This window comes from Streptomyces sp. NPDC051987 (assembly GCF_040680735.1).
Taxonomy (GTDB): Bacteria; Actinomycetota; Actinomycetes; order Streptomycetales; family Streptomycetaceae; genus Streptomyces.
Genome location: NZ_JBFAXI010000017.1, coordinates 1 through 24,171 on the forward strand (window position 1 = coordinate 1; position 24,171 = coordinate 24,171).

At 73.1% G+C, this 24,171-nt stretch carries 14 protein-coding genes and 1 pseudogene; 5 read left to right on the forward strand and 10 right to left on the reverse strand.

Going from position 1 to position 24,171, the window contains the following annotated elements:
- The 3 genes and pseudogenes from AB0M11_RS12210 to AB0M11_RS12220 form a co-directional block, all read right to left on the reverse strand.
- A pseudogene (locus AB0M11_RS12210) lies at positions 1–904 on the reverse strand (GNAT family N-acetyltransferase); the annotation flags it as partial.
- A gap of 179 nt (positions 905–1,083) precedes the next feature.
- Positions 1,084–2,664, reverse strand: a complete 1,581-nt coding sequence (locus AB0M11_RS12215) for an alkaline phosphatase D family protein (protein WP_365704185.1) — start codon at positions 2,662–2,664, stop codon at positions 1,084–1,086.
- 201 nt (positions 2,665–2,865) lie between these two features.
- Positions 2,866–3,696 carry an alpha/beta fold hydrolase gene (locus AB0M11_RS12220; protein ID WP_365704187.1) on the reverse strand — a complete coding sequence of 277 codons (831 nt, stop codon included), beginning with the start codon at positions 3,694–3,696 and terminating at the stop codon, positions 2,866–2,868.
- Positions 3,697–4,167: 471 nt separating this feature from the next.
- On the opposite strand from AB0M11_RS12220, the gene AB0M11_RS12225 reads away from it, so the two are divergent.
- Positions 4,168–4,929: a GntR family transcriptional regulator gene (locus AB0M11_RS12225; protein ID WP_365704189.1), complete on the forward strand. Its 762-nt coding sequence runs from the start codon at positions 4,168–4,170 to the stop codon at positions 4,927–4,929.
- A 208-nt stretch (positions 4,930–5,137) separates the two neighbouring features.
- Here AB0M11_RS12225 and AB0M11_RS12230 read toward each other — a convergent pair whose 3' ends face one another.
- Positions 5,138–6,295, reverse strand: coding sequence for an ROK family protein (locus AB0M11_RS12230; protein WP_365704191.1), 1,158 nt, complete (start codon positions 6,293–6,295; stop codon positions 5,138–5,140).
- Between the two features lie 728 nt (positions 6,296–7,023).
- On the opposite strand from AB0M11_RS12230, the gene AB0M11_RS12235 reads away from it, so the two are divergent.
- Positions 7,024–8,076: a helix-turn-helix transcriptional regulator gene (locus tag AB0M11_RS12235; protein ID WP_365704193.1), complete on the forward strand. Its 1,053-nt coding sequence runs from the start codon at positions 7,024–7,026 to the stop codon at positions 8,074–8,076.
- 62 nt (positions 8,077–8,138) lie between these two features.
- Here AB0M11_RS12235 and AB0M11_RS12240 read toward each other — a convergent pair whose 3' ends face one another.
- Entirely contained in the window at positions 8,139–8,693 is a 555-nt protein-coding gene (locus AB0M11_RS12240) for a hypothetical protein (protein ID WP_365704195.1), read from the reverse strand.
- A gap of 452 nt (positions 8,694–9,145) precedes the next feature.
- Here AB0M11_RS12240 and AB0M11_RS12245 point away from each other — a divergent pair, with 452 nt between their 5' ends.
- Complete coding sequence (locus AB0M11_RS12245) at positions 9,146–9,742, forward strand: hypothetical protein (protein WP_365704197.1); 597 nt, start codon at positions 9,146–9,148, stop codon at positions 9,740–9,742.
- 187 nt (positions 9,743–9,929) lie between these two features.
- Positions 9,930–10,760, forward strand: a complete 831-nt coding sequence (locus AB0M11_RS12250) for a hypothetical protein (RefSeq protein WP_365704199.1) — start codon at positions 9,930–9,932, stop codon at positions 10,758–10,760.
- Positions 10,761–10,891: 131 nt separating this feature from the next.
- Here AB0M11_RS12250 and AB0M11_RS12255 read toward each other — a convergent pair whose 3' ends face one another.
- From AB0M11_RS12255 to AB0M11_RS12265, 3 genes are all read right to left on the reverse strand, one after another.
- Positions 10,892–11,143: a helix-turn-helix transcriptional regulator gene (locus AB0M11_RS12255; protein WP_365704201.1), complete on the reverse strand. Its 252-nt coding sequence runs from the start codon at positions 11,141–11,143 to the stop codon at positions 10,892–10,894.
- 142 nt (positions 11,144–11,285) lie between these two features.
- Entirely contained in the window at positions 11,286–11,462 is a 177-nt protein-coding gene (locus tag AB0M11_RS12260; protein WP_365704203.1) for a hypothetical protein, read from the reverse strand.
- 292 nt (positions 11,463–11,754) lie between these two features.
- Positions 11,755–13,248: an amino acid adenylation domain-containing protein gene (locus tag AB0M11_RS12265; protein ID WP_365704205.1), complete on the reverse strand. Its 1,494-nt coding sequence runs from the start codon at positions 13,246–13,248 to the stop codon at positions 11,755–11,757.
- 515 nt (positions 13,249–13,763) lie between these two features.
- On the opposite strand from AB0M11_RS12265, the gene AB0M11_RS12270 reads away from it, so the two are divergent.
- On the forward strand, positions 13,764–15,938 hold the full coding sequence (locus AB0M11_RS12270) for a BTAD domain-containing putative transcriptional regulator (RefSeq protein WP_365704207.1): 2,175 nt from the start codon (positions 13,764–13,766) through the stop codon (positions 15,936–15,938).
- Between the two features lie 94 nt (positions 15,939–16,032).
- Here the strand turns inward: AB0M11_RS12270 and AB0M11_RS12275 are convergent, their stop codons facing one another.
- Complete coding sequence (locus AB0M11_RS12275; RefSeq protein ID WP_365704209.1) at positions 16,033–17,328, reverse strand: MFS transporter; 1,296 nt, start codon at positions 17,326–17,328, stop codon at positions 16,033–16,035.
- Positions 17,325–24,113: an amino acid adenylation domain-containing protein gene (locus AB0M11_RS12280; RefSeq protein ID WP_365704211.1), complete on the reverse strand. Its 6,789-nt coding sequence runs from the start codon at positions 24,111–24,113 to the stop codon at positions 17,325–17,327. The genes AB0M11_RS12275 and AB0M11_RS12280 overlap by 4 nt, the downstream gene beginning before the upstream one ends.
- Positions 24,114–24,171: the final 58 nt, after the last annotated feature.

Sequence of the window (24,171 nt, forward strand, 5' to 3'; positions counted from 1 at the left end):
GAACCGGTATCACGTCGTGGCCGCGCGGGATGCGCGGCCCGAGCCGGGCGTCCAGCTCCACCAGCGCCCGCGCCCGCGCGAACTCGGTCGGCGTGAACGGGAGATACGGCCGCTCCACGGTGATCACTCCCCCCTCCGGCGCGCGCAGCCGCATCACGGTGTCCTCCAGCGCCCCCTCGACGGGAACCGTCTCGGGGCTCCGGGCCCCGCCGACCGGGTGGGCGGGGAGCGAGCGGATCGTGCACCGTCCCAACAACTGCCGAAGGGCCAGCGGAAGTTCCGCCGCGTCCAACGCGGTACGGGTGGCCAGGCCGAGGACCCGGGTCGGCGCGTCCACCAGATCGTGGGTGTCGGCCCGCTCGATCCAGGTGTCCGTGCCCCCGGCCCGTGCGACCGCCCGGGTGATCTCGCCGGCGGTCAGCTCGCCCGGGGCCCGCAGCAGGAACTCGTCCACCGTGCCGTCGGCCAGCGGATGCGTCTGCAGGCTCAGGATGTCCACCCGGTGCCCGGCGAGCGCGGCGCACAGCGTGGCCAGCGAACCGGGCTCGTCCCGCACCGTCGTCCGCAGCCGCCACAGCGTGCTCGCCGCCTCGCCGGTCTGCGGGGTGTCCGCACCGGGCCCGGCCTGCCGTGTCTCGGTGACGGCCTGCCGGGCGCCGGTATCGCTGTCCGTCACCGGCGGTGCGTGGCCTGGCCGCCTCGCCCACCAGACGTGGAAGCCGGCGGTCGCCGCCAGCAGGAGCGCCGAGATCACCAGCAGCGCCGGGCCGTCGGGGCCGTGTCCGATCAGGTTGGCCACCGCGTCCGCCACCGCGACGGCCGTGAACAGGGCGGCGAGTTCCACGACGTCGCGCCGCCAGTGGTGCACGGGGCGTCCGTGCCGCCTGCGTGTCACATCAGACATGTCTCGAGTCATGCAGCCACTGTGAAGCAACGGTGTTGCGTGATCACGAACGCTCTGTGACCGATGGGTAAAGCATGCTTACGCCGTTTTTGTTGCGTTTTCTACCGCTTCCCGCTGCGGCCGAGGCCGTGCACCGGGGGATGACGCCGGTGCACGGCCCGGTGAAAAGCGTACGGGAGTCACTGGCCTACCCGGCCGGGCCTCAGCCTCTGCGTGAACAGCACGGTGCCGTCGTACTCGCGCAGACGCACCGTCAGCTCACCGCTGTCACCGTCGATGTCGACCTCGCCGAAGAACTGGTAGCCCTCCGCCGGCGACACGTTGGAGGCGGTCGGTGCCTTGACGAACACCCGGTCTGGGCCGAACGTGCCGTCCAGCGCGTTGGCCGGGAACGCGCCGGCGTTCAGGGGTCCGGAGACGAACTCCCAGAACGGGGCGAAGTCCTTGAACGCGGCCCGCGACGGGTCGTAGTGCTGGGCCGAGGTGTGGTGGACGTCGGCCGTCAGCCACACCGTGCCGGTGATCTTCCGGTGCTTGATGTACCGCAGCAGCTCCGCGATCTGCAGCTCACGGCCGAGCGGCGCGCCCGGGTCGCCCTGGGCGACGGCCTCGAAGTTCGCCTTGCCCTCGACCGGGTCGGGTACGACCAGTCCGAGCGGCATGTCCGCGGCGATCACCTTCCACACCGCGCGCGACCGGGACAGCTCGCGCTTGAGCCACTTCAGCTGCTCGGCGCCGAGGATGCCCTGCGGGTCGGTCGTCTGGTCGTCGGGCGAGTTGGCGTCGCGGTAGGTCCGCATGTCGAGCACGAACACGTCGAGGAGCGGGCCGTGGTGGTGGACGCGGTAGATCCGCCCGTCCGGGCGGCCGCTGATCGTGGAGATCGGGAAGTACTCGGAGAACGCCTGCCGGGAGCGCAGCGCCATGTCGTCCAGCCTGGTGCCGGCCGGGTAGGGGGTGCCGGTGCCGATGACCTCGCCCGGGTACCAGTTGTTGCGGACCTCGTGGTCGTCCCACTGGATGACGTTCGGCACCTGGGCGTTGAACCGGCGCAGCGCCTGGTCCAGCAGGTTGTAGCGGAAGTTGCCGCGGAAGTCGTCCAGCGTGACGGCGACATGCGACTTCGCCTCGGAGGTCACGTTGCGGTACAGGCTGCCGTCGGGCAGCGCCTGGGTGGCCGGGATCACCCCGTCGGCGTAGATGTTGTCACCGCTGCACAGGAAGAAGTCCGGGTCCAGCTTCGCCATCGCGTCGAAGATGCGGTAGCCGCCGATCGAGTCGTTGATGCCCCAGCCCTGCCCGGCCAGGTCGCCGGACCACACGAACCGCACACCCTGCCGGCGCCGCGCGGACGCGGTACGGAAGGTGCCGATGACCGGCTCTCCGGTACGGCGTGGGTCGTCGGGGTCGGCGAGCAGCACCCGGTAGTGGATCTGCTCGCCGGACGGCAGGCCGTGCAGCCGCGTGGTGCCGGTGAAGTCGCTGTCCGCGCCGAGCAGCGGGCCGTGCCACCTGCGGGGGTTGCGGAACGACTCGGTGGCCGAGGTCTCCACGATCATCCGGGCCGGCCGGTCCGAACGGACCCACACCAGGCCCGAGTCGGCGGTCACGTCACCCGCCTGCACGCCCCAGTCCGCGCGCGGACGCCCGGACAGGGCGAACGCCGGCGCCGAACCGAGCGCAGCGGGCAGGGTCAGGGCCGCCGACGCGGCCAGCGAGCCGCGCAGCACGCTGCGGCGACCGGGGAACGAAGGGGACATGAAAGGGCCTCCAGGACGGGGTCGGGCCAGATGTGCACCGCCACACCTACTGGTACGCCGCAGCGCACACGCAAACCGCGCGTGAACAACTGCCGGTCCGCCTGGTCGGGGGAGCGGCGACCCGGGGCGCCGGCCCGTTCGGGGTGGCGGCGGCCGGTTGCCGCGGCACCCGAGGCCAGGGCGCCGGCACCCGGCCGTCCGTCAGCGGCTGCCGTCGAGGATCACGCGCGCGACCAGCGCCGGGTCGTCGTTCATCGGGCAGTGTCCGCAGCCGGGCAGCCGTACCAGCCGGGCCTTGGGGATGATCTGCTTGGCCCGCACCCCCTGTCGGCGCACCAGCAGCAGGTCCCGGGTGCCCCAGCCCACGGTGACCGGGATGCCGGGGACGTCGTCGGTGAACTGGACGGCGGCACCCGCCCGCAGGGTCTCGGCGAACCCGCTGGCGTGTGCGAGGGCCAGTGTCTCCGCTACCACGGCCTCGGGGGAACGGCGGGCCGGGCGGGCGTAGATGGTGCTGGTCAGGGCCGTCCGTCCGGCGGCCGACCGGGACAGCCGCTCGACCAGCGGGAGCGGCAGCCGCTCCGCGATCCGCCGCATGGTGATGAGCACACCGAAGGCGTAGCGGCGTTCGGCCTGCGACCAGAAGCCGGCGGGGGAGAGGGCGGTGACGGACCGTACGAGCCGCTCGCGGCCCAGCTCCAGCGCCAGCAGGCCGCCGAGCGAGTTGCCCGCCACGTGCGGCCGGTCCAGCTCCAGCGCCTCGAACAGGGTGCCGAGCACCGTGTTGGTGGTCGGCAGATCGTAGGCGAGGCCGTCGGGGAGGGCCGGGGAGGCGCCGAAACCGGGCAGGTCCACCGCGATCACGTCCCGCTCGGTGGCGAGGATGTCCACCACCGGGTCCCAGGCCTGCCGGTGATGCCCTATCCCGTGGAGGAGGACCAGCGGCTCGCCGCGACCCACGCGCGCGTACGAGACGGTCACATCCTGCCGACCGTGCGCGGTCTGCACTTTGAACGAGACGGTGGCGGACATGGGGGCTCCTCGTCTGGACTTCGGCGAACGCGGTGAGACAGCTTGTCAGCAATTGCTACTCACGGGTAGTCCCCGTGGGGGCGTGTCGGGCGCCGGCGTGCTCCGTCAACCCGTCGGGGGCGGCTCAGGGTTGGCGTCGGCGCGCCGCGAGGTCGCCGGCTCATTCTGGGTCGGACGAGCGGCGGATGGGGTGATTTGCCCCAAAGAGTAAGAATGTGTCGAAAGTGAGTGATGCCTCTGCAGCGGCCCGTCGCAGCCGCGGAGCGCGCCTTGCTCCGGCCGCCGGGAGCGCCGCCGTGCGAACGCCTCGTGAGCGGCGTGTGGTACCGCTTTCTATGTGGGGGCCAAGGGATCGAGGATTGGTCTTGACCAAGGGTGTGCGCCGCCCTATGGTCGCAGATAAGTACAACAACCTTTAATAAACAAGGGCGCTAAAAACGCCGCCGGACCACGGCGATCGCGGAGGACAGGGTGGGGACCACGCAGCTGGAATCGGTGCCGGAACCGAAGTACTGGCATCTCAAGACCGTGCTCAGCGAGGCACTGGACTCGGAGTTCTCGGTCGGCGAGATCCTGCCCAACGAACGCGACCTCGCCGCCCGCTTCGGCGTGGCCCGCGCCACCCTTCGCCAGGCCCTCGAACAGCTCGAACTGGAGGGCAGGCTGCAGCGCCGCCGCGGCGTCGGTACGACGGTCGCGCCCCCGCGCATGGGCGTGGCGGTCGGCACCGACCAGGACGCCTGGCCGGGCGCCCCCCAGGACGCCTGGCAGCCCACCGACTGCACCCTCGCGGTGCCGCCCGCCGCGGTCGCGGCCGCCCTGGAGACCGGCGCCGAGGAACCCGTGCACATCGTGCGCCGCTCGCGCGTCTCGCACGGCCAGCCCGTCGCCGCCGAGCTGCTCTACGTCCCGGCGGCCTCGGTCCCGGAGCTGACGGCGATCGACGCGCCGTCCGGAGCGCCCCGCTCGCGTGCGGTCCTGCGCGAGCTGCAGCACCTGGAGCTGGAGCGGCAGGACCGCGCCGTGGAGCTCGGCTCGGCCCGCGCGGACGACGCCAAGGAACTCGACCGTCTCCCCGGCGCCCCGGTGCTCGTCGTCACCACCCGTTTCCTCGCGGCCGGCCGCACCGCCGCGCTCTCCGTCGCCACCTACCGCGCGGACACCTGCCGGCTGACCTTCGGCGACACCGGCGGGGTGGAGATCCACCACGGCCCCGAGCGACAGGCGTCCTAGCAGCCACCGCGCCGCGTGGCGCCGCGCCGTGTCGCACCGCACGGCGCAGCGCCTTGTCGCACCGCACCACGCCACGTAGCGTCGCCCGGCTGCCCGGCTGCCCGGCTGCCCGGCTGCCCGGCTGCCCGGCTGCCCGGCTGCCCGGCTGCTCGCTCGCACCCCGCATCTTCGCCGGGGCGCGACGCGTTGTGCGGGGCGGCTGCTCGGCTCAGCGGCGCGCGGTGACCGTTCCGTCCACCGCGAACAACTGCTCCTCCACGTGGTCGAGGGCGAGCCGCAGCGCACCCGTCGCCACCGCCGCCTCACCGAGCAGGGAGAGCGCCACCCGGGGCGGCCGCAGACAGTACCGGGCGAGTTCCCGGCGCAGCGGCTCCAGGACGCCGTCCAGGCCCGCCGCCCAGCCGCCGATCACCACCAGCTCCGGGTCGAGCGCGAGCACCAGCGCGGCCACGTCGTGGACCAGCCGCTGGATGAACCGGTCGACGGCGGCCCGAGCCCGGGCGTCCCCCTTGCGGGCCAGCGCGAACACCTCGGCCACCGCCTGCTCGTCGAGCGGGTGCAGCGGCTCGTCGGTGGTCGACAGCAGGGTCTCCGGAGTCGCCTCCCGGCCCAGCAGATGCAGCGCGCCGATCTCCCCGGCCGCCCCGCCGTACCCGCGGTGCAGCCGCCCGCCGATCAGGGAACCGGCGCCCGGACTCAGCCCGGCCAGCACCATCACCACGTCGTCGGACTCGGTGGCGGCGCCCTTCCAGTGCTCGGCCACCGCCGCCGCGTTGGCGTCGTTCTCCACCAGCACCGGACACTTGAATGACCGGCTCAGCCGCTCGCCGAGGCGCAGCCCCGTCCACTGCGGCAGTGCGGTGCCCAGCCGTATCCGGCCGTCCGCCTCGACGATGCCGGGCGTGCCGACCCCGACGGCCCGCAGTGAACCGCGTGCCACCCCGGCCCGGCGCAGCAGCTCGGCGACGGCGGTGCGCAGCCGCTCCAACCGCTCGTCCGCGTCGGCCGTCTCCTCGACGTCCTTGGCCTGCGCCCCCAGCACCCGGCCGTCCAGGTCGGCCAGGAGCGCGGCGACGCGGTGCGGGCCGATCTCCAGGCCCAGCAGGTGTCCGGCCTCGGCCCGGAACCGGAATCGCCGCGCCGGCCGGCCCTGCCGCCGGGCGGCGCCCTCCTCGGCTGCCGTCTCGACGACCAGCCCGGCCCCGATCAGCCCTTCCACGACCCCTTCGACGGTCGGCCGGGACAGCCCGGTCACCCGGGTGACCTCGGTGAGCGTCGCACAGTCCGTGGCCCGCAGCGCGTGCAGCACCACCGCGGAATTGATCCTGCGCAGCAGAGACGGATCACCGCCGGTCAATCCCGCCACGGTCCGTCCTCCCAGCTTGCCCCGCACGTTGGCCGGATCGTACTTCGGCGCTGACGACCCAGGCGAGTGCCGGATGCCATCGATCTGCCGGCGATCCGCGATCAGCGGGGCGTGAAGGGCGGGGAGCGGTGGCGCGCGCTCGCGGCGCGCCGAGCGGCTCCGATTGTCATGTCCTGTTGCCTACCATAACGCTATGGTTGTCTCTGCCCAGGGGGACTGGTTGCGGCACGTGGGCCGCCGGTGAGGACCGGTGGTGGTGTGTCGACCGGGGGTGGTTTGGCGCCTTGTGAGACTGGACCGGGCTGCGTTGGGGAGCGTGCCATTCGTCTCCTCTGCGGCCGGCCGTTTCGCGCGGTGTCGGGCCCGACGGTCCTCGCCGACGTCGTAGTGAACACCCATCGGATTATCGGCCCGCATGGTGCACGCGGGCCGACCTGGGGAACGGATGCGATGAACACACGACACCTTCTCGACCCCGGTGGAGGGGACGCCTCGCCACCCACGACCGTCGCCGGCCGGTTCGGCACGGCGCGACAAGCCTCCTGCTCATGCAGCGTCCGCGGAGGTCACGCGGTACCGGAACGCGCAGGTCGGCCCCGGGCGAATCGATTCCCCGTGGGCTGCCCGAGTCATCTTCCCTTCATCACGTCGTCGCCTCGCCACGTCCCGGCTCGGGGTACGTTCGGCGGCGTGTCCGGCGTTCTCGCGTTACTTCTCACGGAGAGGGGATGACTTTGAAACAGGAGGCCAAGAGCCAGCCCTTCGGTGTGGGCGACCGACTCGGCGCCGAGGAGGTGGCCGTCTACCGGTGGCTCGCCCTGCGCCGGCAGTTCGACCTCTCCCGGATGGCCGCGGAACTCGCGCTCGACGAAGCCACGGTGTCGCGCGCCGTCGACGCTCTCCTTCACATGGGCCTGCTCCAGCGGCACGCGGAGGACGACCAGGTGATGCGGGCGGTCGACCCGCATCTGGCCGCCGCCGTGGCCACCGCCCCGCTGGAGAGGGCGATACGCGAGCAGCAGATCTCGCTGCGCGCCTTCCGCGACCAGTTCGCCCAGCTCTCCTTGCACTACGAGGAGGCGCAGCGTGCCACCCCCGCACCCCTCGACACCATCCCCGCTCTGACCGAGGTACGGGCGGCGCTGGACCGGGCGGCCGAGCTGTGCCGCGAGGAGATGATCACCGTCCAGCCGGGGGGCACGCGGGCACCCGAAGTGCTCAAGGACGCGCTGGCCAGGGATGGCGAGATGCTCGCCCGCGGGGTGCGGATCCGTACGCTCTACCACCACACCGCGCGGTTCAACAGCCCCAGCCAGGCGTACGTCGCCATGGCCAGCGCCCTCGGAGCCGAGTACCGCACCGCGCACCAGCTCTTCGGCCGGCTGATCGTGTTCGACCGTGAACTGGCCTTCCTGCCCGACCACAAGGGGACGTGGGGCGCGGTCGTCATCCGTGAACCGTCGGTCGTGCACTTCCTGTGCGAGCTGTTCGAGCAGGCGTGGACGGAGGCCCAGCCGTTCTCCGACGCGGCCACCGATGGACTGGAAGCCGTCGCCAAGGACCTCGACCGCACCATCCTGAGGCTTCTCGCGACCGGGCGGAAGGACGAGACGATCGCCCGCCGTCTCGGCATGTCGCTGCGCACCACACGGAAACACATCGCGGACATCATGCAGACCCTCGGGGCGGAGAGCCGCTTCCAGGCCGGTTTCGCGGTGGCCAGCAGGGGGCTGCTGTGCGACGACCCGGACGACGAGAGCGCCGACCCGCAGAACGAGTAGTCCGGACCCGCGGACGGGCTGACGACCGGCGCTGCCTGATGGTCCGTCAGCCCGTCGGCCCGTCAGTCCGTTTCGCCCAGGCGGAGTTCCATCAGGACCGTCGGCGTGTGAACGTCCAGCAGAGCGTAGGCGTGGTCGCGGGGCACGAAGAGTGTCCCGCCCGCGCGAAGGCGCAGATCCACGGTGCCCCCCGGGACGCCGTCCGTGCGGGTGAGCCTGCATCGGCACGCGCCTTCGAGCACGGTCACGATGTACTCGACCGTGCTCGACGCCTGTTGCTCGCCGACCGACATGGAGTGCATGAACCGGAAGGACGGGCGGACCGGCAGCTCCAGCAGCGCGCCGAGCGCCGAGGCCAGCAGCAGCGGCTCCGCCTCCTCTTCCGGGGCCCCGGGCTCCGGCGGACACTCGTCGGTCCGAGGCGGCGCCGCGTCGGAGGCGTACGGCCAGCGCTCCCGGTGATAGGCGAGCCGCGCGATGCGCAGCAGCTCCGGCAGCGTCTCGGAGTCCTCCGGCCACAGCAGTGCCGGTCCCCTGTCCCCGTTCGTCGCGACGCACAGCGCCAACTCCTGGACAAAGGACTCGAGCGGCTTCACCAGCCGTCTGGGCTCAGGCACAGCTCTGACTCTCCGATCTCGCGTCGGCCCGATCCCTGGCGAGGGGCTTGTGGGCGCCGTCGAGTCGGCTTCGTCTTCGTTCGCTTCCTCCGGGACGCAGATGTCCCGCTGCCGTCCGACGGCGGTATCAGAGGCATTGTGGCGCTCGTGTCGCGAAACATGTAGTCACGTGTTCCCGCGACACAGGGGGGCTGAGCGGGAGAAGAGGGCGCCCCACGCCTGAGAGGATGCCGTCTGGTCCCCATACCGGTGACTTCGGGGTCGGTGGGTCGTCGGCGGTGTGTGCCGCGTGTCAGTCAGATGGCGTTGTCGGGTGGGCAGTTGAGCGGCTTACGCGGGGAGCTTGTGCGCTGCTTCGCCGAGGAACCCAGACGGGCTCCGCAGCGTCTCCCTGGAGGAGGCGGGCCCCACGGCGGGGTCGTGGGTGTGGGCACCGGTGCGGGGAGGGCTGCGTGAGCGAACGCGAGGCGGCGCTGGCGATGGGGGCGGCCGACGGGCTGGGCGCGTACCGGAGACTCGCGGTCCCGGGATCCGCGGCCGGCGACGGGTTCTTCATGATGCTGGGCGTGTTCTTCGTAGGGGGGGCGGGCTACGACCTGGTCCGCGGAGTTCACGGCTGGCCGGACGGTCTGATCACGACCCTGTGGCTGGTCATGGGCCTGGGCCTGGCCGGCCTCACCTGCTGGCCCCGGTTCGAGCGACGCGAGGGCGGCCCGATGACGCACCTCTACTGCTTCGAGGACGGCTTCGTGATCGCCGGCCGCGACTCGATGCGCGCGGTCCGCTGGTCGCACATCACCGTCACCGCCGAGAGGTGGGAGTCGGGGTCGGGAGACGACCGCGAGTCGGGCACTCGCCGCACCCTACGAGCACCCGACGGCACCGTGCTCGCCCACTTCACCGGTCGGGAGCCCGAACAGGTCGGCGGCTACGGCGTGCTGCGCCTCCACCAGGAGGCCGTCGAGCGCGAAGACGCCCGCCCGCTGCCCGATCTGCCAGGTGACGACCGCATCGAGCGGTCGGACGGGCGCGGAGCGGAGGAACAGTGACGCGCGCCCCGTCGGTCGTCGCCACCAGCATGCAAGGCCGGTTGGCCGGGTTCGGTCTCGTCGCCCGGCTGCACGGGTACTCCTTCGGCCCGGTCGCGGGCGGAGACGTACGCGCGGGGCCGCTGGTTCCCGCCCCGCAGAGGACGTCACCATGCGAGGGACGGCTTTTCCTGGGAGGGGACAGTCCATGCATCCCGAGCACGTTCCTGTCGTACCGTCGGACGCGACCCGCATCCGACTGGGCTCCGGAATCATCTGCGTGGACGCCGCCGGGGCCCAGTCGGTGCTCGCGCGCCTGCCCTCGCTGCGCGAGAAGGGGGTGGAGGCCGAATGCGGTCCGGAACTCCTGCACGTCGGCGGGAACCTGGTTGTGGGCCTTAGTGCCTGGTCCGACGGCAAGATCCTGGTCGGATGCATGCTGCCCGTCTCCGAGTGGCCGACCCGCCTCGCCGCTGTCTACGAAAGACTGATCCACTTCTTCATGGAAGCGTCCTTCCGACAGCAGGAGCTCGACCCGCGCCTGTGGATGCGGTGGCTCGACGCGACCGACTGCAGCCAGGAGGTGGTCCGGTCCGCCTCGAACGAGCGTGTCATCGAGTCGGATCACTACGCGTCCCGCATCATCGAGCTGTGGTGCTACCGACTGCGCTTCGTCGACCGGCCGGACGAACGCGTGTGGGTGCTGCGCGAAAGCGTCGCCACGGCGGCGTACGCTCCGTTCCGCAGTGTCGACGGGCCCACCCCCACCGACAGGGGGGCCGTGCAGCGGGACAGACGTATGTGGATGTACACCGACGAAGCCGAGGCCTTCGCGCGGTTCGCCGCCCGGGACGACGGGCGGCCTCCGATCGTCACGGTCCAGGAGGGCGCTGCGCTGCTCGGCATCACCGAGGACGCCCTGCGCGAAGCGCTCGCCCGAGCCGACAACGTGATTCAGCGCACCGCTTCCGTCACCGACCGCACCCATTGGTACGTCCTGGAGCACCTGGCCGAGTGGCATGGCGCGCCGACTCTCTGACGATCAGTTACCGGTCGGGGCGGAGCGGCTGCTTGGCGGTCAGGGCGCTGAGCGGGCGAACAGCTCGGCGGCCTTAACCGGCCCACCTCCCGTAGCCCTGACCGAAGTCTGTGGGTCGGTGGGTCGTGAGCTCACGGGTATTGCGTCTGGTCCGGGTCCTCGGCCGCGGCGATGGCGAGACGGAGCAGACCGACCCGGCTCCGGGCCCCCGACTTCTCCCGGATCCTGCGCAGATAAGTGTCGACGGTGTGCGGGCTCAGGTCCATTCGGCGTGCGATGGACGTGTAGGTGAGGCCGTCGGCGAGATGTCGCAGGACCTCACGCTCGCGGACGCTCAGAGAGGCCAGAGCTTCGGCGGCTGTCGGCGGTCGACGTGTGTCCATTCCGTTTTCCTCGTCGCAGGAGAACCCTGACGCGGGCCGGTCCGCCCCCGGCGGAAGGGCGGACTGGTCCGTATTCGGGTGGTGGGGGGAACCTCCGCGCGGAAGGTTCTGCCAGACGCGTGGAGCGCCTTGGGGTCCCGGCTCAGCCCCAGCCGCTGTCGTCCGTCGTGTGCTCCGTCGACAACTGGTCCAGCGCGACGGGGGGTTTCACACTGCCCCAGCCGCTGTCGCCGGCGACTACTACGGCGGCCACGGACTGAACGGCTGAGCTCTGCGCGCCGGCTAGGGCGCCGAGGACGAGCAGCGCGACTGCGATCACTGTGGTGACGGGACGGCTGACTATCACAGTTGCTCCTGTTTTCTAGCGTTGTGTGCTGAGTTTGCCGGTTGTGCTCCCTGCTGCTTCAAGGTTCTCCGGAGCACGACGCGCTGACCATGGGGAAAGGTGCTCACCAAAGTGCCCGGCAGCAAAGACGAACGGGTCACGAAAAGGGCGAAATGGCGAAAAAGTTGCGAACACTCTGCGCGGAGACGGGTTCGAAAGGGTCCGCGCCAGGAGACGTGGACCCGGACGGTCGCAGCAGTCCTGATCGGCGCCCGGCGAACCGGCGTCACCGGGTGCGGGGGCGGCGCGCGCCGGCGGTCTTCTCCAGCGCGCCGCGGTCCAGCTTGCCGCTGAGGGTGAGAGGCAGCGTGGGCAGCGGCAGGAACCTGGCGGGCACCATGTGGGTCGGCAGGAACGCCGCCAGCTCGGCGGGCAACCGCTCCGCGAGCGTGTCGTCGGCCTCGTCGCGGGGGACGAAGCACGCGACCAGCATGGGTTCCCCGCGCGGACTGGGCACCACGACCACCGCGCCGGAGGCCACCCCGGGGCATGCGAGGAGACGGCTCTCTATCTCTCCCAGCTCGACCCGCATGCCGCGCACCTTGACCTGGCCGTCGGCCCGGCCGAGGCAGCGCAGGGTGCCGTCGTCGTCCCGGACGGCGAGATCACCGGTCCGGTACCAGGTCCGGCCGTCGGCGTCGCGGACGAACGCCTGCTCGGTCAGCTCGGGGCGCCCCAGATAACCGTCCGCGATCCCCCCGGCGAGAAGGATCTCCCCGGTCTCCCCGTCGGCCACCGGCCGCCCGTCGGCCCGCAGTTCGACGTCGACGTGCGGGAGGGCGCTGCCGATCGGGGTGCCCGGGGCGTCCCGGCGGGCCAGCGTGCGCGGGGTCAGCTCCTGCCAGGTCGCGTACACCGTGCCCTCCGTCGGGCCGTACAGATTGTGGTAGGTCGCCCCGGGGGAGAGTCCCAGATCGGCCCAGCGGGAGACCACCGCCAGTTCCACCGGCTCGCCCGCGAGCAGAACGCGGCGCAGTGCGGGGAAGGAGGTGCCGGTCCGCTCGGCGGCGTCGAGCAGATAGCGGAAGACGGTCGGCACCTGGCTCAGGACCGTCGCGCCCGTCTCGGCCAGCAGGGAGGCGAGGCGACGCGGGTCCCGCAGCGCCTGCTCCGGCACCGCCAGCAGCCGGGCGCCGGTCACCAGCGGAGCCCATGACTCGGCCAGGCTCACGTCGAAACAGGGGGACGTGGACTGGGCCCACACCTCGTCCGCGCCGAGACCGAGGGACGACACGAAGCCGAGGAGGAAGGCCGCCAGACTCCTGTGGGACATCACGACACCCTTCGGGCGGCCCGTGGAGCCCGAGGTGTGGATGACGTAGGCGGTATCGTCCGGCGCGGGCGATGCCGGTGGGTCCGCCGCCGGAGGGGTGCTCAAGGCGAATCCCTCGTCGGGACCGGGTCCGACCACCGTGCGGGCCCCGGCGTCGGCGAGTACGAAGTCCTGGCGTGGTCGCGGATAGGAGGGGTCCACCGGCACATAGCCGCAGCCGTGCCGCCAGATGCCCAGTACCGCGGCGTAGATCCGCCAGCCGCGCGGCATGCGCATGCCCACGAGCTCGCCGGGCCGGACGCCCGCGGCCGCCAGCATCCGCCGTACCGTTTCGGCAGCCGCTCCCAGTTCGCCGTACGTGATGTCCCGGGAGGAGTCGGTGACGGCGATCCTCTCGGGATGGTCGGCGATGCTCTTCTCGACCCAGACGTCGACCCGGTCGCCCATCGCGCCGAACCACCCTTCCGTTGTGTGACCTTCGTGGTGCGCCAGGCACCGTCGGCGAGACGCTAGCCACTGCACGGATGCAGGTCAACACGTTCCGTGACCGTTCCGGATCGGTGCCCGGCGTGGGCGGGCGGCGAAGAGGAGGCGTGCCGGCGCCGGGAACTGGGGGAGCGGCCGGGAAGGAGGTGGCGGGGTCGGTGGCGGGCCGCGCGGGCAGCCCGGGACGGAAGAGCCGCCGGAACCGGAAGAGAACCCCGGGTGCGTCCCGGCGCCCGGTCACCACACCCCGGACGGAGGGGGTGCGAAGAGGGTTCCGTGCGCCGTAATCCCGTCCGTGAAGCGGAACTTGTGGCGGTACGCGGCTTTTCGTGCCCCCGTTACCTTGCTGCCGTGCAGGTCGGTGAGGCGGGTGCGGCATGGCCCGCGCCGTCCGCCCCGGTGATCGTGGAGGACCAGCCCAGCCGTACCCACGACGGCAACGCACGCCGGGGACGTATGAGAAGCCGGAGACGCCCATGCCCCAGCAGGAACTCCCGAAGCCGGACCACGAGGCCGCGCACGGACCGGTGTTCAAGGTGCTCGGCCCCTTGGAGGTGTGGGACGGGGACCGGCGGGTCAACCCGGGCGGGGTGAGACAGCGGCACGTCCTCGCGACGCTGCTGATCTACGCGGACCGGGTCGTTCCCGTCAACCGCCTGATCCGCGCGGTCTGGGACGAGGAAGCGCCGGACACGGCGGGCAACCAGGTGCGCAAGATGATCTGGAACCTGCGCCGCAGGCTGCCCGACTCGGTGCGCATCCTCACCGAGGCGCCCGGCTACCGGCTCGTGCTGAGCGAGGGCCAGCTCGACGCCCGTGCCTTCGAGGCCCTGCTGGGGCGCGCCGGTACCGCCGTCGCCGAGGGCCGCGCCGAAGAGGCCGTCGAGCATCTCTCCCGCGCCCTGAACCTGTGGCGGGGCCGTGCGCTGAGCGGACTGAGCGGGGCGGTCGTCGGCTCCGGCGGCCGGGACCTCGACGAACGACGGCTCATCGCCACCGAGCGGCTGGTCGACCTGCGGCTGCTGAAGGGTGAGGCGCGGGCGCTGGTGCCCGACCTGTATTCCCTGGTGAGCGCCCATCCTCTGCATGAGGGGCTGCGGGAGCGGCTCATGCTGGCCCTCTACCGGATCGGCCGACGCGCGGATGCTCTGCAGGTGATGGCCCAGGGCCGGGCGGAACTGGTGGAGCTGGGCATCGAGCCCGGCACCGGGCTCAGCCGCCTCCAGGAACGCATCCTCAGGGACGATCCGGGCCTCATGCTCCCCGAACCCGAACCCGAACCCGAACCCGAGGCCGAGGCGGAGGCGGAGGCCGAACCCGAGCCTCACGCCGGCTCTGGACCCCAGCCCGAAGCCGGCCCTGGCCCCGTCCCCGTAACCGCGCCCCGGTCCGAGGACGAGCCCGACGGCGATCCCGCCTCTGACCCCGCCTCCGCGCGGACCGTGGACGGCACCACCGGAAATGTCTCACCGGTCGCGGAGGCGACCGTGGCGACAGCCGCCGACCGGGGACAGGATCACGGCAGCCTGCCCTACGACCTCAAGGACTTCACCGGCCGCCGCCGGGAACTGGACGCCCTCCTCGCCCTCGGCACCGCCGTCACCGACCGGGCCCCCACCATCGTGACCCTCACCGGGATGCCCGGTGTCGGCAAGACCGCCCTCGCCGTGCACGCCGCCCACCGCCTGTCCGCCGCCTTTCCCGACGGACAGCTCCACCTGGACCTCCAGGGCCTCACCCCGCACAGCGCCCCCCCGACCCTGGCGGAGGCACTGCGGCATCTGCTGCTCACCCTGGGCACACCCGCCGGGGAGATTCCCGACGACCTCGACGGACGGTTGATCGCCTGGCGGCGGGCCGTGGCCGGACGGCGGGTGCTGATGATCCTCGACGGAGTGGTGGACACCGCGACCGTGCGCCCGCTGCTGCCCGGCACCGGCGGCTGTCTCGTCGTGGTGACCAGCCGTACCCTCATCGGCAATCTCGACGGCGCCGTCCCGATCCATCTGGGCCCGCTGTCCGAGGAGGAAGCCGTCGCCCTCCTCGGCAGCATCATCGGCACGCACCGGATCGGCGACGCCGGCGAGGCCCGCGACCTGGTGGCCGTCTGCGGGCGGCTCCCGCTCGCGCTGCGGATCATGGGAGCCCGGCTGAACAGCCGCCGCGCCTGGAGCCTCGCCCAGGCCGTCCGACGGCTGCGCCGCCACGACCTGAGGCTGCGCGAACTCACCCTCGCCGACCGCAGTGTGGCCACCGGGATCGGCCAGTGCTACCGCGGGCTGAGCCCCGCCCAGCAACGCATGCTGCTCGCCCTGCGCGCGGCACCGTCCGGCAGCATCGACGAACGGACCGCCGCCCGGCTGGCGGGCGTCAGCGCCGCGGAGGCGGAGGACGCCCTCGAAGGACTCGTCGACGCCTGCCTGTTGCAGTCCCTTCCGTACCCCGGCGGCTACGCCCTGCCCGAACTGGTCCGCAGCTTCGCCGTCCAGGAGTCCGCCACCTCCCGCCCAGGGCCGACCCCCGCGCAGACGCAGTTCGCGCCCCGGACCGGGCCCCGGCCGGCGGAGGGCCGCGCGACCCCGGCCGGCAACCGGTCCAGGCCCGACGGCGCCCGACGCCGCGGCACCGCCGCCCGGCGGTCCGCAGCCTGACCCCTCGCTGACGGTGAGGGGGTGCCGCGGACCGGGGAACGGAGACGGACGCCGTGGACGCCGCCGGACCCGGGCCCGTGGCACGACGCCTGGTTCACGGACTGGCGGTCCCGGCCGGCTGGACTGCGGTGTGCCCTGGCAGCGCGGTGCGCAGCGGCAGCAGCAGGAGACAGGACCCCGCCATCCCGACGGCCCCGACGAGCAGGGCCGTCGGGGCCCCGGCGCGGTGGCCGAGCCAGCCGCCGGCCAGTCCGCCCAGCGGTGCCACGCCCAGGACGACCGTGCGGATCGAGGCGTTGACCCGGCCGTACAGCTCCTTGGGGGTCAACGTGGCGCGCAGGGTGCGCTGCGTGACGTTGAAGACGATGACGAGGGCGCTCGTCACGAAGTGGGAGCCCGCCACCAGAACGGGCACCGCAGGGGCGGGCGCGAGGACCGCGGCCGGTACCGCGAGGCCGGCGGCCCCGGCGAGGGCCAGCGTCGCGCACAGCGTCCTCGTCGTGCCCAGCCGTCGCGACACCCCGCCCGCGACCAGCGCGCCCGCGCAGGCGCCGGCACCGGAGGCCGCGTACACCGTGCCGATCCAGGACGCCGGGAGAGCCAGACCGTGGGTGAGGAACACGAGCAGCGGCGGTTCGCTCACGAAGAGGAACAGGTTGAAGACGGTGGTCGCGAAGGTCACGGCTCGCAGCGGGCGGCTGCGCAGGACGAAGGCCGCGCCGATCCGCATCTCCTCCCGCAGGGCCGTCCGAGCCCCGTCCGGTTCCCGTGCCGCACCGTCGCCCCGGCGTGGTGCCTCCGGCCGCCGCGCGCGCTCCGTTTCGGGAAGCCGGCGCGTGAACAGCGCGGACACCACGTAGGCCGCCGCGTTGCACAACAGCGCCCACGGGCCGGTGAGCATCTGGACCGCCACGCCACCGACCGAACTTCCCACGATCGTCGCCCCCGACGCCGTCAGCTCGAACCGGGCGTTGGCGCGGGCCAGGTCCTCGGGGGCGACCAGGGTGGGCAGGCAGGCGCTGTACCCGACGTCGGACACCGCCCCCTGAGCGCCGATCAGCAGGGCCAGCACCGCCAGCAGGGGCAGCGAGAGCAGCCGGCACACCGCCGCGACGGGCACCGCGAGCAGCAGCGCGGCACGGACGAGATCGGCGCCGATGAGCAGGCGTCGCCGGGAGTGGCGGTCCACCCAGACCCCCGCGAACGGACTGACCAGAAGGTGCGGCAGGGTCCCGGCCGCGCTCAGCAGCCCCAGCTCCAGCGCGTCGGCGCGCAGGGTCACGGCCCCGACGAGGGGGAGCGCCACGACGGTGACGTTCGCGCCGAACTGAGAGGCGGTCTGCGCGACCCACAGGTGTCCGAAGGCGGAACGGCGCAGGGGCGGGTTCATGAGCGGCTCGTCTCCTCACCCAGGTCCGCGAGCACTTGCGGATGCCGGACCAGGCTCTGGTGGTCGGTGTCGACCTCCCGCAGGTCGAAGTCGCCCGCCACACGCTCCCGCCAGCGCCGTACGTCCGCGTCGGAGACGTCCCGGCTGCGGTGGAAGAGCAGCGCGCCGTCGTACCGGGGCGGCCGGTACCGGCTCAGCGCCCGCAGGTGTGCCCGGAAGACCGCGAGGTCGGCGTCGGGCGCCTCGCGCTGATGGCGTGCGCGCAGCTCGTCCTCCGAGGGCGGGCGCCCGCCCGGGTAGGAGCTGTCGAGGACCGCCAGCAGCGACACCTTCTCGCCCCTGGCGCGCAGGCGGGCCGCCAGTTCGAAGGCGACCACACCCCCGAAGGACCAACCGCCCAGCCGGTACGGGCCATGGGGACGGACCCGCAGGATCTCCGCCAGGTGGACCTGCGCCACCTCCTCCACGGACCCCAGCGCGCGGGACATGCCGAGCGCGTGCACCGGGACTCCCGAGGCGGCCAGTTCGCGGTAGCACAGGATGGTCCCACCGACCGGATGCACCATGAACAGGGGATCGCGCGCACCGGTCCGGCCGTCCAGCAGCGCGGCCTGGAGAGCCGGGGTCGAGTGGTTCAGGACCGCGCCGACCGGCAGGCGCTCACCGAACTCCTCCTGGAGCAGGCCGATGAGCCGCAGGGCCGCCAGCGAGTGGCCGCCGGCCATGAGGAAGTCGTCGTGCACCCCGATCGGGCGGCGGCGCAGGGCGCGCTCCCAGACGGCGGTCACCCGTGCCTCCGTGGGAGTCCTGGGCGCCGTCCACGGGGCGCGGTCCGCGTCGGGCCGGGGCAGGGCGGCATGGTCCAGCTTGCCGTGCCGGGTCAGGGGCATCCGGTCCAGCGGGACGACCACCGAGGGAACCTGGTGCTCGGGGAGCAGGGTCCGGGCGAAGCGGACCAGCTCGCCGGGATCGACCGGCGCTCCTTCGGACACGGGCGCCCCTCCGGCCATGGCGTCCCCGGCCCGTGTCCCGTCGCCGGACGACCAGGTCACGTACGCGACCAGGCGGTCGCCGTCGGCCGTGACCGCGCACTGGCGCACCGCGGGGTGCCGGGTCAGCGCCGCCTCCGTCTCGCCCGGCTCCACCCGGAAGCCTCGGATCTTGACCTGCCGGTCCGCGCGGCCCACGAACTCCAGCTCGCCGCCGGGCAGTCGGCGTACCAGGTCCCCGGTCCGGTAGACCCGGCGCGTGGTGCCGTCGGGCAGTTCGATCCGGGGGAAGGAACGCGCGGTCGCCTCGGCGTCGCGGTGATAGCCGAGCGCGAGCTGGATGCCCGCGATGTGGAGTTCGCCCGGTACCCCGAAGGGCACCTCCCGGCCGTGCCGGTCCAGGACGTGCAGATCGACGCCGTCGACCGGGTGGCCGATGGGCACGCCGTCCCCGTCTCCGGGGACACAGCGCCACCAGGTGACCTCCACCGCGGCCTCGGTGGGACCGTAGAGGTTGAACAGCGCGGTGTCCGGCAGGGCGGCCAGGAAGCGGTCCTGGAGCGGGCGCGGGAGGGCTTCCCCGGTGCACAGCACGCGGGTGAGGCTCGTGCGGACGGCCGCGTCGGGGTCGTCGAGGAACGCGTCGAGCGCGGACGGCACGAAGACCGCGGCGGAGACCCGCTCCGCGCGCACGAGCCGGGACAGGGCGCCGGGGGTGCGGGGCGCCTCCGGTCCGGCCACGACCACTGTGCCGCCCGAGGTCAGCGGCCAGAACAGCTCCATCACCGAGGCGTCGAACGTGCACGACGCCTGGTGCAACACCCGTTCCCCGGGCGTCAGCGCAAAGGTCTTCCGCAGCCAGAGCATCAGGTTGCACACGGCTCGGTGGGGCACGACGACCCCCTTCGGCTCGCCGGTCGAGCCGGAGGTGTGGATCAGGTAGGCGGGATCGTCCGGTGACACCGCCGACAGCGTCATCGGGGTACCGCCGGGCCCCGCCTCCCCGTGCACCTCGGTCTCCGCCTCCAGGGCGCGCACGTCCGCCTCCGTCAACGTCAGGTGCAGACCCGCCCGTTCGGCCAGTGCGGCCTGTCGCAGGGGCGGGTCGCGCGGATCCAGCGGGACAGGGGCGGCGCCCGCCTTCAGCACGGCGAGGAAGGCGACCGCCTGGAGCGCGGAGCGCTGGAGCACCAGCCCCACGAACCGCCCCGGACCGCAGCCCCGGCGCACCAGCGCGGCGGCCAGCCGGTCCGAGCGGGCCGCGAGCTCCCGGTAGGTCAGGACGTGTCCGTCGTGCCGCAACGCGGCCAGGTCGGGGGTGCGCCGGGCCTGGTCCGTGAAGAGCGCGTGCAGCAGGGCGGGCCCGCTCCGCCGCGTGTCCGCCTCGCCCCGGCGCCGACCGGGGGAGCGTTCCGGCTGCGACAGCAGGACGGCCTCGGCGTAGGGGGAGTCCGGCCGCTCGGTCATGGCGCGCAGGGCCGCCGTGTAGTAGCCGTGGGCGAGGGCGATCCGGTCCTCGGTGAAGCGGTCCGCGTCCCAGCGGAGCCCCAGGCGCAGCGCGTCGTCGGCGCTGTCCAGCGAGAACTCCGCGCCGAACGGTATGTCGGCGTCGGCGGACCCCTCCTCCGCCACGATCTCGGGCGCGCCGGGCGGTAGTTCACGCTCGACGTGGAAGTGGGTGAAGTTGAAGAACGTGGTGAACAGGGTCGGCCGTCCGGTCACGCGCATGATCTCCGCCATCGGGTAGTGGACGTGCCGCTGGACCCGCAGATCGGCCTCGGCGGTGGCCCGGACGAGATCCGCCCAGCTCCCGCCGGTCATGGCCAGGCGCAGCGGGAGGGTGTTGACGAACAGGCCGATGGCCCGGTCGCCGTCGGGCTCCGGAATCCGCCCCGGACAGACCGCGCCGCTGACCACGTCGTCCGTGCCCGACAGCAGGGCCATGACCCGCAGGTGGGCCGCCAGGAGCACGGTGCGCACCGGCACGCCGAGGCCGCGCGCGAGGCGGGTGACCCCCTGGGAGAGGTCCGCGGGCACGGGCCGCTCCAGGTAGCGCATCGTGGTGCCGCCGCGGGCGGAACGCCGGCCGGGCAGTTCCGTCAGCGTCATGCCCGCCAGCTCCCGGCTCCAGAAGTCCCGCGGCGCCGGGTCGTCGAGCGCGGCCCGCTCCAGGGCGACGTAGGAGCGGAAGCGGGCGGTGGGCGGCCGGCGCACGCCGGTCCGGGCGTACCGGGCGAGGAGTTCCACCAGGAGGGAGCGTTCGCTCCAGCCGTCCATGACGGCGTGGTGCTCGGTGACGAACAGCCGGGTCAGGTCGTCGGTGAGCCGCTGGAGGTGGAAGCGGATCAGGGGCGGCCTCGACGGGTCGAAGGGGGTGGTGCGTTCGGCCTCGAACCGATGCGCCGAGCGCTGCTGCCGGTCGGGCAGGCCGCGCAGGTCCTCCATGGTCAACGGCACGTCCACGCGCGTGTGGACGAGTTGGACGGGCTCGGTGAACCCGGTCGGCTCGAACGAGGTCCGCAGCAGTTCGTGGCTCTCCGCCAGGCCCGCGACGGCCTCCCGCCAGGCGTCGGCGTCGAACGCGCCGCGCAGGGTGTACGCCTTGACGTTGTGGTAGAGCCCCGAGCGCTCGCTGTGGAAGAGCATCCCGGCCTGGAGCCGGGTCATCGGGTAGGCGTCCGTGATCCCGGCGCCGATCCGGGCCCGGTCCTCGGCGGGGAGCAGGGCGAACGGCTCGTGCGGGTCCGGTCCGGGCGGTGGCGCGCAGACGGCGACGGCCGCCAGCTCGCGGACCGTCTGATGGCGCAGCAGGTCGGCCACGTCGACGTACAGCCCCGCCTCCCGGGCGCGGGAGACGATCCGGACGGTGCGCAGGGAATCCCCGCCCAGCGCGAAATAGTTGTCGTCCACGCCGACCACGGGCCGCTCCAGCACGTCGCGCCAGATCGCGGCGAGCGTCGCCTCGGCCTCGGTCGCGGGCTCCACGTGGGGGCCCACGGCCTGCTCCACGGGACTGGGCAGCGCGGACCGGTCGACCTTCCCGTTGGCGTTCAGCGGCAACCGGTCGAGCACCATCAGATGGGCCGGGACGAGATGGTCCGGGAGCCGCTCGCGCAGTCGGTGCCGCAGGACGTCGGCGCGGACCTGGGCGCGGGCGTCGGCGGAGGAGCCGGGCACGACGTACCCGACGAGCCGGCCGTCGCGATGCGCGACGTACGCCTCCCGTACGCCGTCCAGTGCCGCGAGCGCCGCCCGCACCTCGCCCGGTTCGACCCGGAACCCGCGGATCTTGACCTGGTCGTCGATCCGCCCGTGGTACTCCAGCTCCCCGTCGGGCAGCGTCCGCACCAGGTCGCCGGTCCGGTACCTGCGGCCCCCCGGCCCCGCCACGAACCGCTCCGCGGTCGGCCCCGGCAGCCCGAGGTAGCCGTCGGCCAGTCCGGCGCCCTCCAGCCACAGTTCGCCCACGACGCCGCGCGGCACCGGGCGGCCCCGGTGGTCCAGGACATGGGCGCTCAGGTCCGGCAGGGTGACCCCGATGGGGCTGCCGGGACGGGTCAGGTCCGCCGCGGTCATCCGGCGGCACGTGGCGTGCACGGTGGTCTCCGTGATGCCGTACATGTTCATCACCTGGGGGCTGTCGTCGCCGTGCCGGGCGAACCAGTCGCGCAGCACGGCCGGGTCGAGCGCCTCCCCGCCCAGAACCACACGGCGCAGCGCCAGTCCGTGCGGCGCCTCCGCGTCGTACCGGATGAACTGCGCGAACGCGGAGGGCGTCTGGCTGAACACGGTGACCCGCTCGCGGCGCAGCAGCGCGTGCAGGCGCTCGGGCGACCGGGTGGTGTCCGTGTCCACGACGACCAGCCGGCCGCCGTGCAGCAGCGCACCCCACAGCTCCCACACCGAGTAGTCGAAGGCGTGGCTGTGGAACAGCGACCACACGTCGTCCTCGCCGAAGCCGAACCACCGACGGGTCGCGGAGAACAGCCGCACGATGTTGCGGTGCGGCACCAGGGTGCCCTTGGGGGTGCCCGTCGACCCGGACGTGTGGATGACGTAGGCGAGATCGTCCGGGGTCACCCCGGTGTCCGGCGCGGTGTCCGGGTGCCGGGCGAGCGAGGGGTCGGTCACGTCGACGCTCTGTCCGGCGAATCCGGGCAGCGCGCTGTCGGAGACGAGGACGCCAAGGCCCGCGTCGGCCGCCAGGTGCCGCAGCCGGGCCGGCGGGTGGGCCGGGTCCAGCGGCAGGTAGGCACCGCCCGCCTTGAGCACCCCCAGCAGTCCCACGACCAGTTCGACGGAGCGCGACACGTGCAGACCCACCGGTGTCCCCGGACCCACCCCGTGCGCGCGCAGCCGATGGGCCAGCCGGTTCGCCCGCCTCTCCAGCTCGCCGTAGGTCAGCGCGCGGTCGCCCGCGACGACCGCGACCGCCTCCGGACGCCGGGCGGCCTGCTCGGCGAACACCTCGTGGGCGCACCGCGTCACCACGGGCTCTTCCCGGGCGGGCGCGGCGGGCGCCGGCACGACCTCCACCTGGGACAGGGGGACGTCGGGGTGCTCCGCGACCTCCCGCAGCACGTGCGCGTAGTGCTCGGCGAACTGCCGTGCCGTCGCCTCGTCCAGGGTGTCGCCCCGGTACTCCAGGGTGCAGCGCACCCCTCGTCCCTCGTCCAGGACGTCCAGGAGCAGCGGGAACTTGGCCTCCGTGACGGGTACGTCGACCTCCTCGACGCGCAGTCCGGGCCGCGGGGTCCGGGGCGGCTCGTGGTAGCGCAGGGTGAACGCGGCCCGCACCAGCGGGGAACCGTCCACGCCCCGCTCCGGGCGGACGGCCGCCACGACCTCGTCGAACGGCAGCCGCTGGTGCTCCAGCGCGGCGAACAGCTCGTCGCGCACCGCGACGCTCAAGGCGCGGAAATCGCGGTCCGTGCCGACGTCGGCCCGTAGCGCGACGGTGTTGGCCAGCAGACCCACCGTCCGGTCGAAGCGCGCGTCGGTCCGCCCGGCCACGACCGTGCCGATCACCACGTCGTCGACCCCGGTGTACCGGCCGAGCAGGATCGCGTAGGCGGTCAGCAGCACCCCGAACAGGGTGGTGTCCGACGCGGCGGCGAGCACGCGCAGCCGCTCGATCACCTCGGCGGCCGGAGCGAACACGTGACTGCCGCTCGGCGCGCCCCGCGTCAGGGGCGGCGGGAAGGCGAGCGGCGGCGGCCCGTCGCCCAGTCTCTCCCGCCAGTACGCCCGTTCCCGGTCGGCCTCCGCTCCCGTCAGGAACACGTCCTGATCGGCGGTGAACACGCGGTACGGCACCGTGGGCGGGGCCTGTGCGGCGAACAGTTCCTCCAGCAGCAGACCCACCGACCAGCCGTCGCTGATGATGTGGTGCATGCACAGCAGGAGCCGCCACCGCCGGGGGCCCGTGCGCAGCAGCCGGACCCGGAACAGCGGACCGGTGGCCAGGTCGAACGGGCGGTCGCGCTCGGTGTCCGTCCACCGGCGCACCGCGTCGTCCGGGAGGGACTCCCACGCGGTTCCCGGCGGTTCGTCGTACCGCCAGTCGACGGCCGCGCCCTCGTCCACGACCTGGGTGAGCCGACCGTCCCGGAGGGCGAACCGGGTCCGCAGCGCCTCGTGACGGTCCACCAGACGCTGTGCGGCCGCGGCCAGTTCGTCCGGCCGCAGGTCACCGCTGATCAGGCGGGCCACCGGCAGGTGGTGGACGGCCGAGGGACCGGCCGCGGCCTCCAGGTAGTACATCCGTTGCTGGGCGCTGGACGCCGGAAGTTCCATGGTGGTCTCCGCTGGGGAAGTCGGGCGGGAAGGTCGGGTGCGGTGCCTGTGCGGGCGC

What these genes read in the sequence shown, in the direction of transcription:
- AB0M11_RS12250 (WP_365704199.1), top strand. Translation starts at nt 9,930, where the DNA reads ATGCATCCCGAGCACGTTCCTGTCGTACCGTCGGACGCGACCCGCATC.
- AB0M11_RS12265 (WP_365704205.1), bottom strand. Translation starts at nt 13,248, where the DNA reads ATGGGCGACCGGGTCGACGTCTGGGTCGAGAAGAGCATCGCCGACCAT.
- AB0M11_RS12215 (WP_365704185.1), bottom strand. Translation starts at nt 2,664, where the DNA reads ATGTCCCCTTCGTTCCCCGGTCGCCGCAGCGTGCTGCGCGGCTCGCTG.
- AB0M11_RS12255 (WP_365704201.1), bottom strand. Translation starts at nt 11,143, where the DNA reads ATGGACACACGTCGACCGCCGACAGCCGCCGAAGCTCTGGCCTCTCTG.
- AB0M11_RS12270 (WP_365704207.1), top strand. Translation starts at nt 13,764, where the DNA reads ATGCCCCAGCAGGAACTCCCGAAGCCGGACCACGAGGCCGCGCACGGA.
- AB0M11_RS12220 (WP_365704187.1), bottom strand. Translation starts at nt 3,696, where the DNA reads ATGTCCGCCACCGTCTCGTTCAAAGTGCAGACCGCGCACGGTCGGCAG.
- AB0M11_RS12275 (WP_365704209.1), bottom strand. Translation starts at nt 17,328, where the DNA reads ATGAACCCGCCCCTGCGCCGTTCCGCCTTCGGACACCTGTGGGTCGCG.
- AB0M11_RS12280 (WP_365704211.1), bottom strand. Translation starts at nt 24,113, where the DNA reads ATGGAACTTCCGGCGTCCAGCGCCCAGCAACGGATGTACTACCTGGAG.
- AB0M11_RS12235 (WP_365704193.1), top strand. Translation starts at nt 7,024, where the DNA reads ATGACTTTGAAACAGGAGGCCAAGAGCCAGCCCTTCGGTGTGGGCGAC.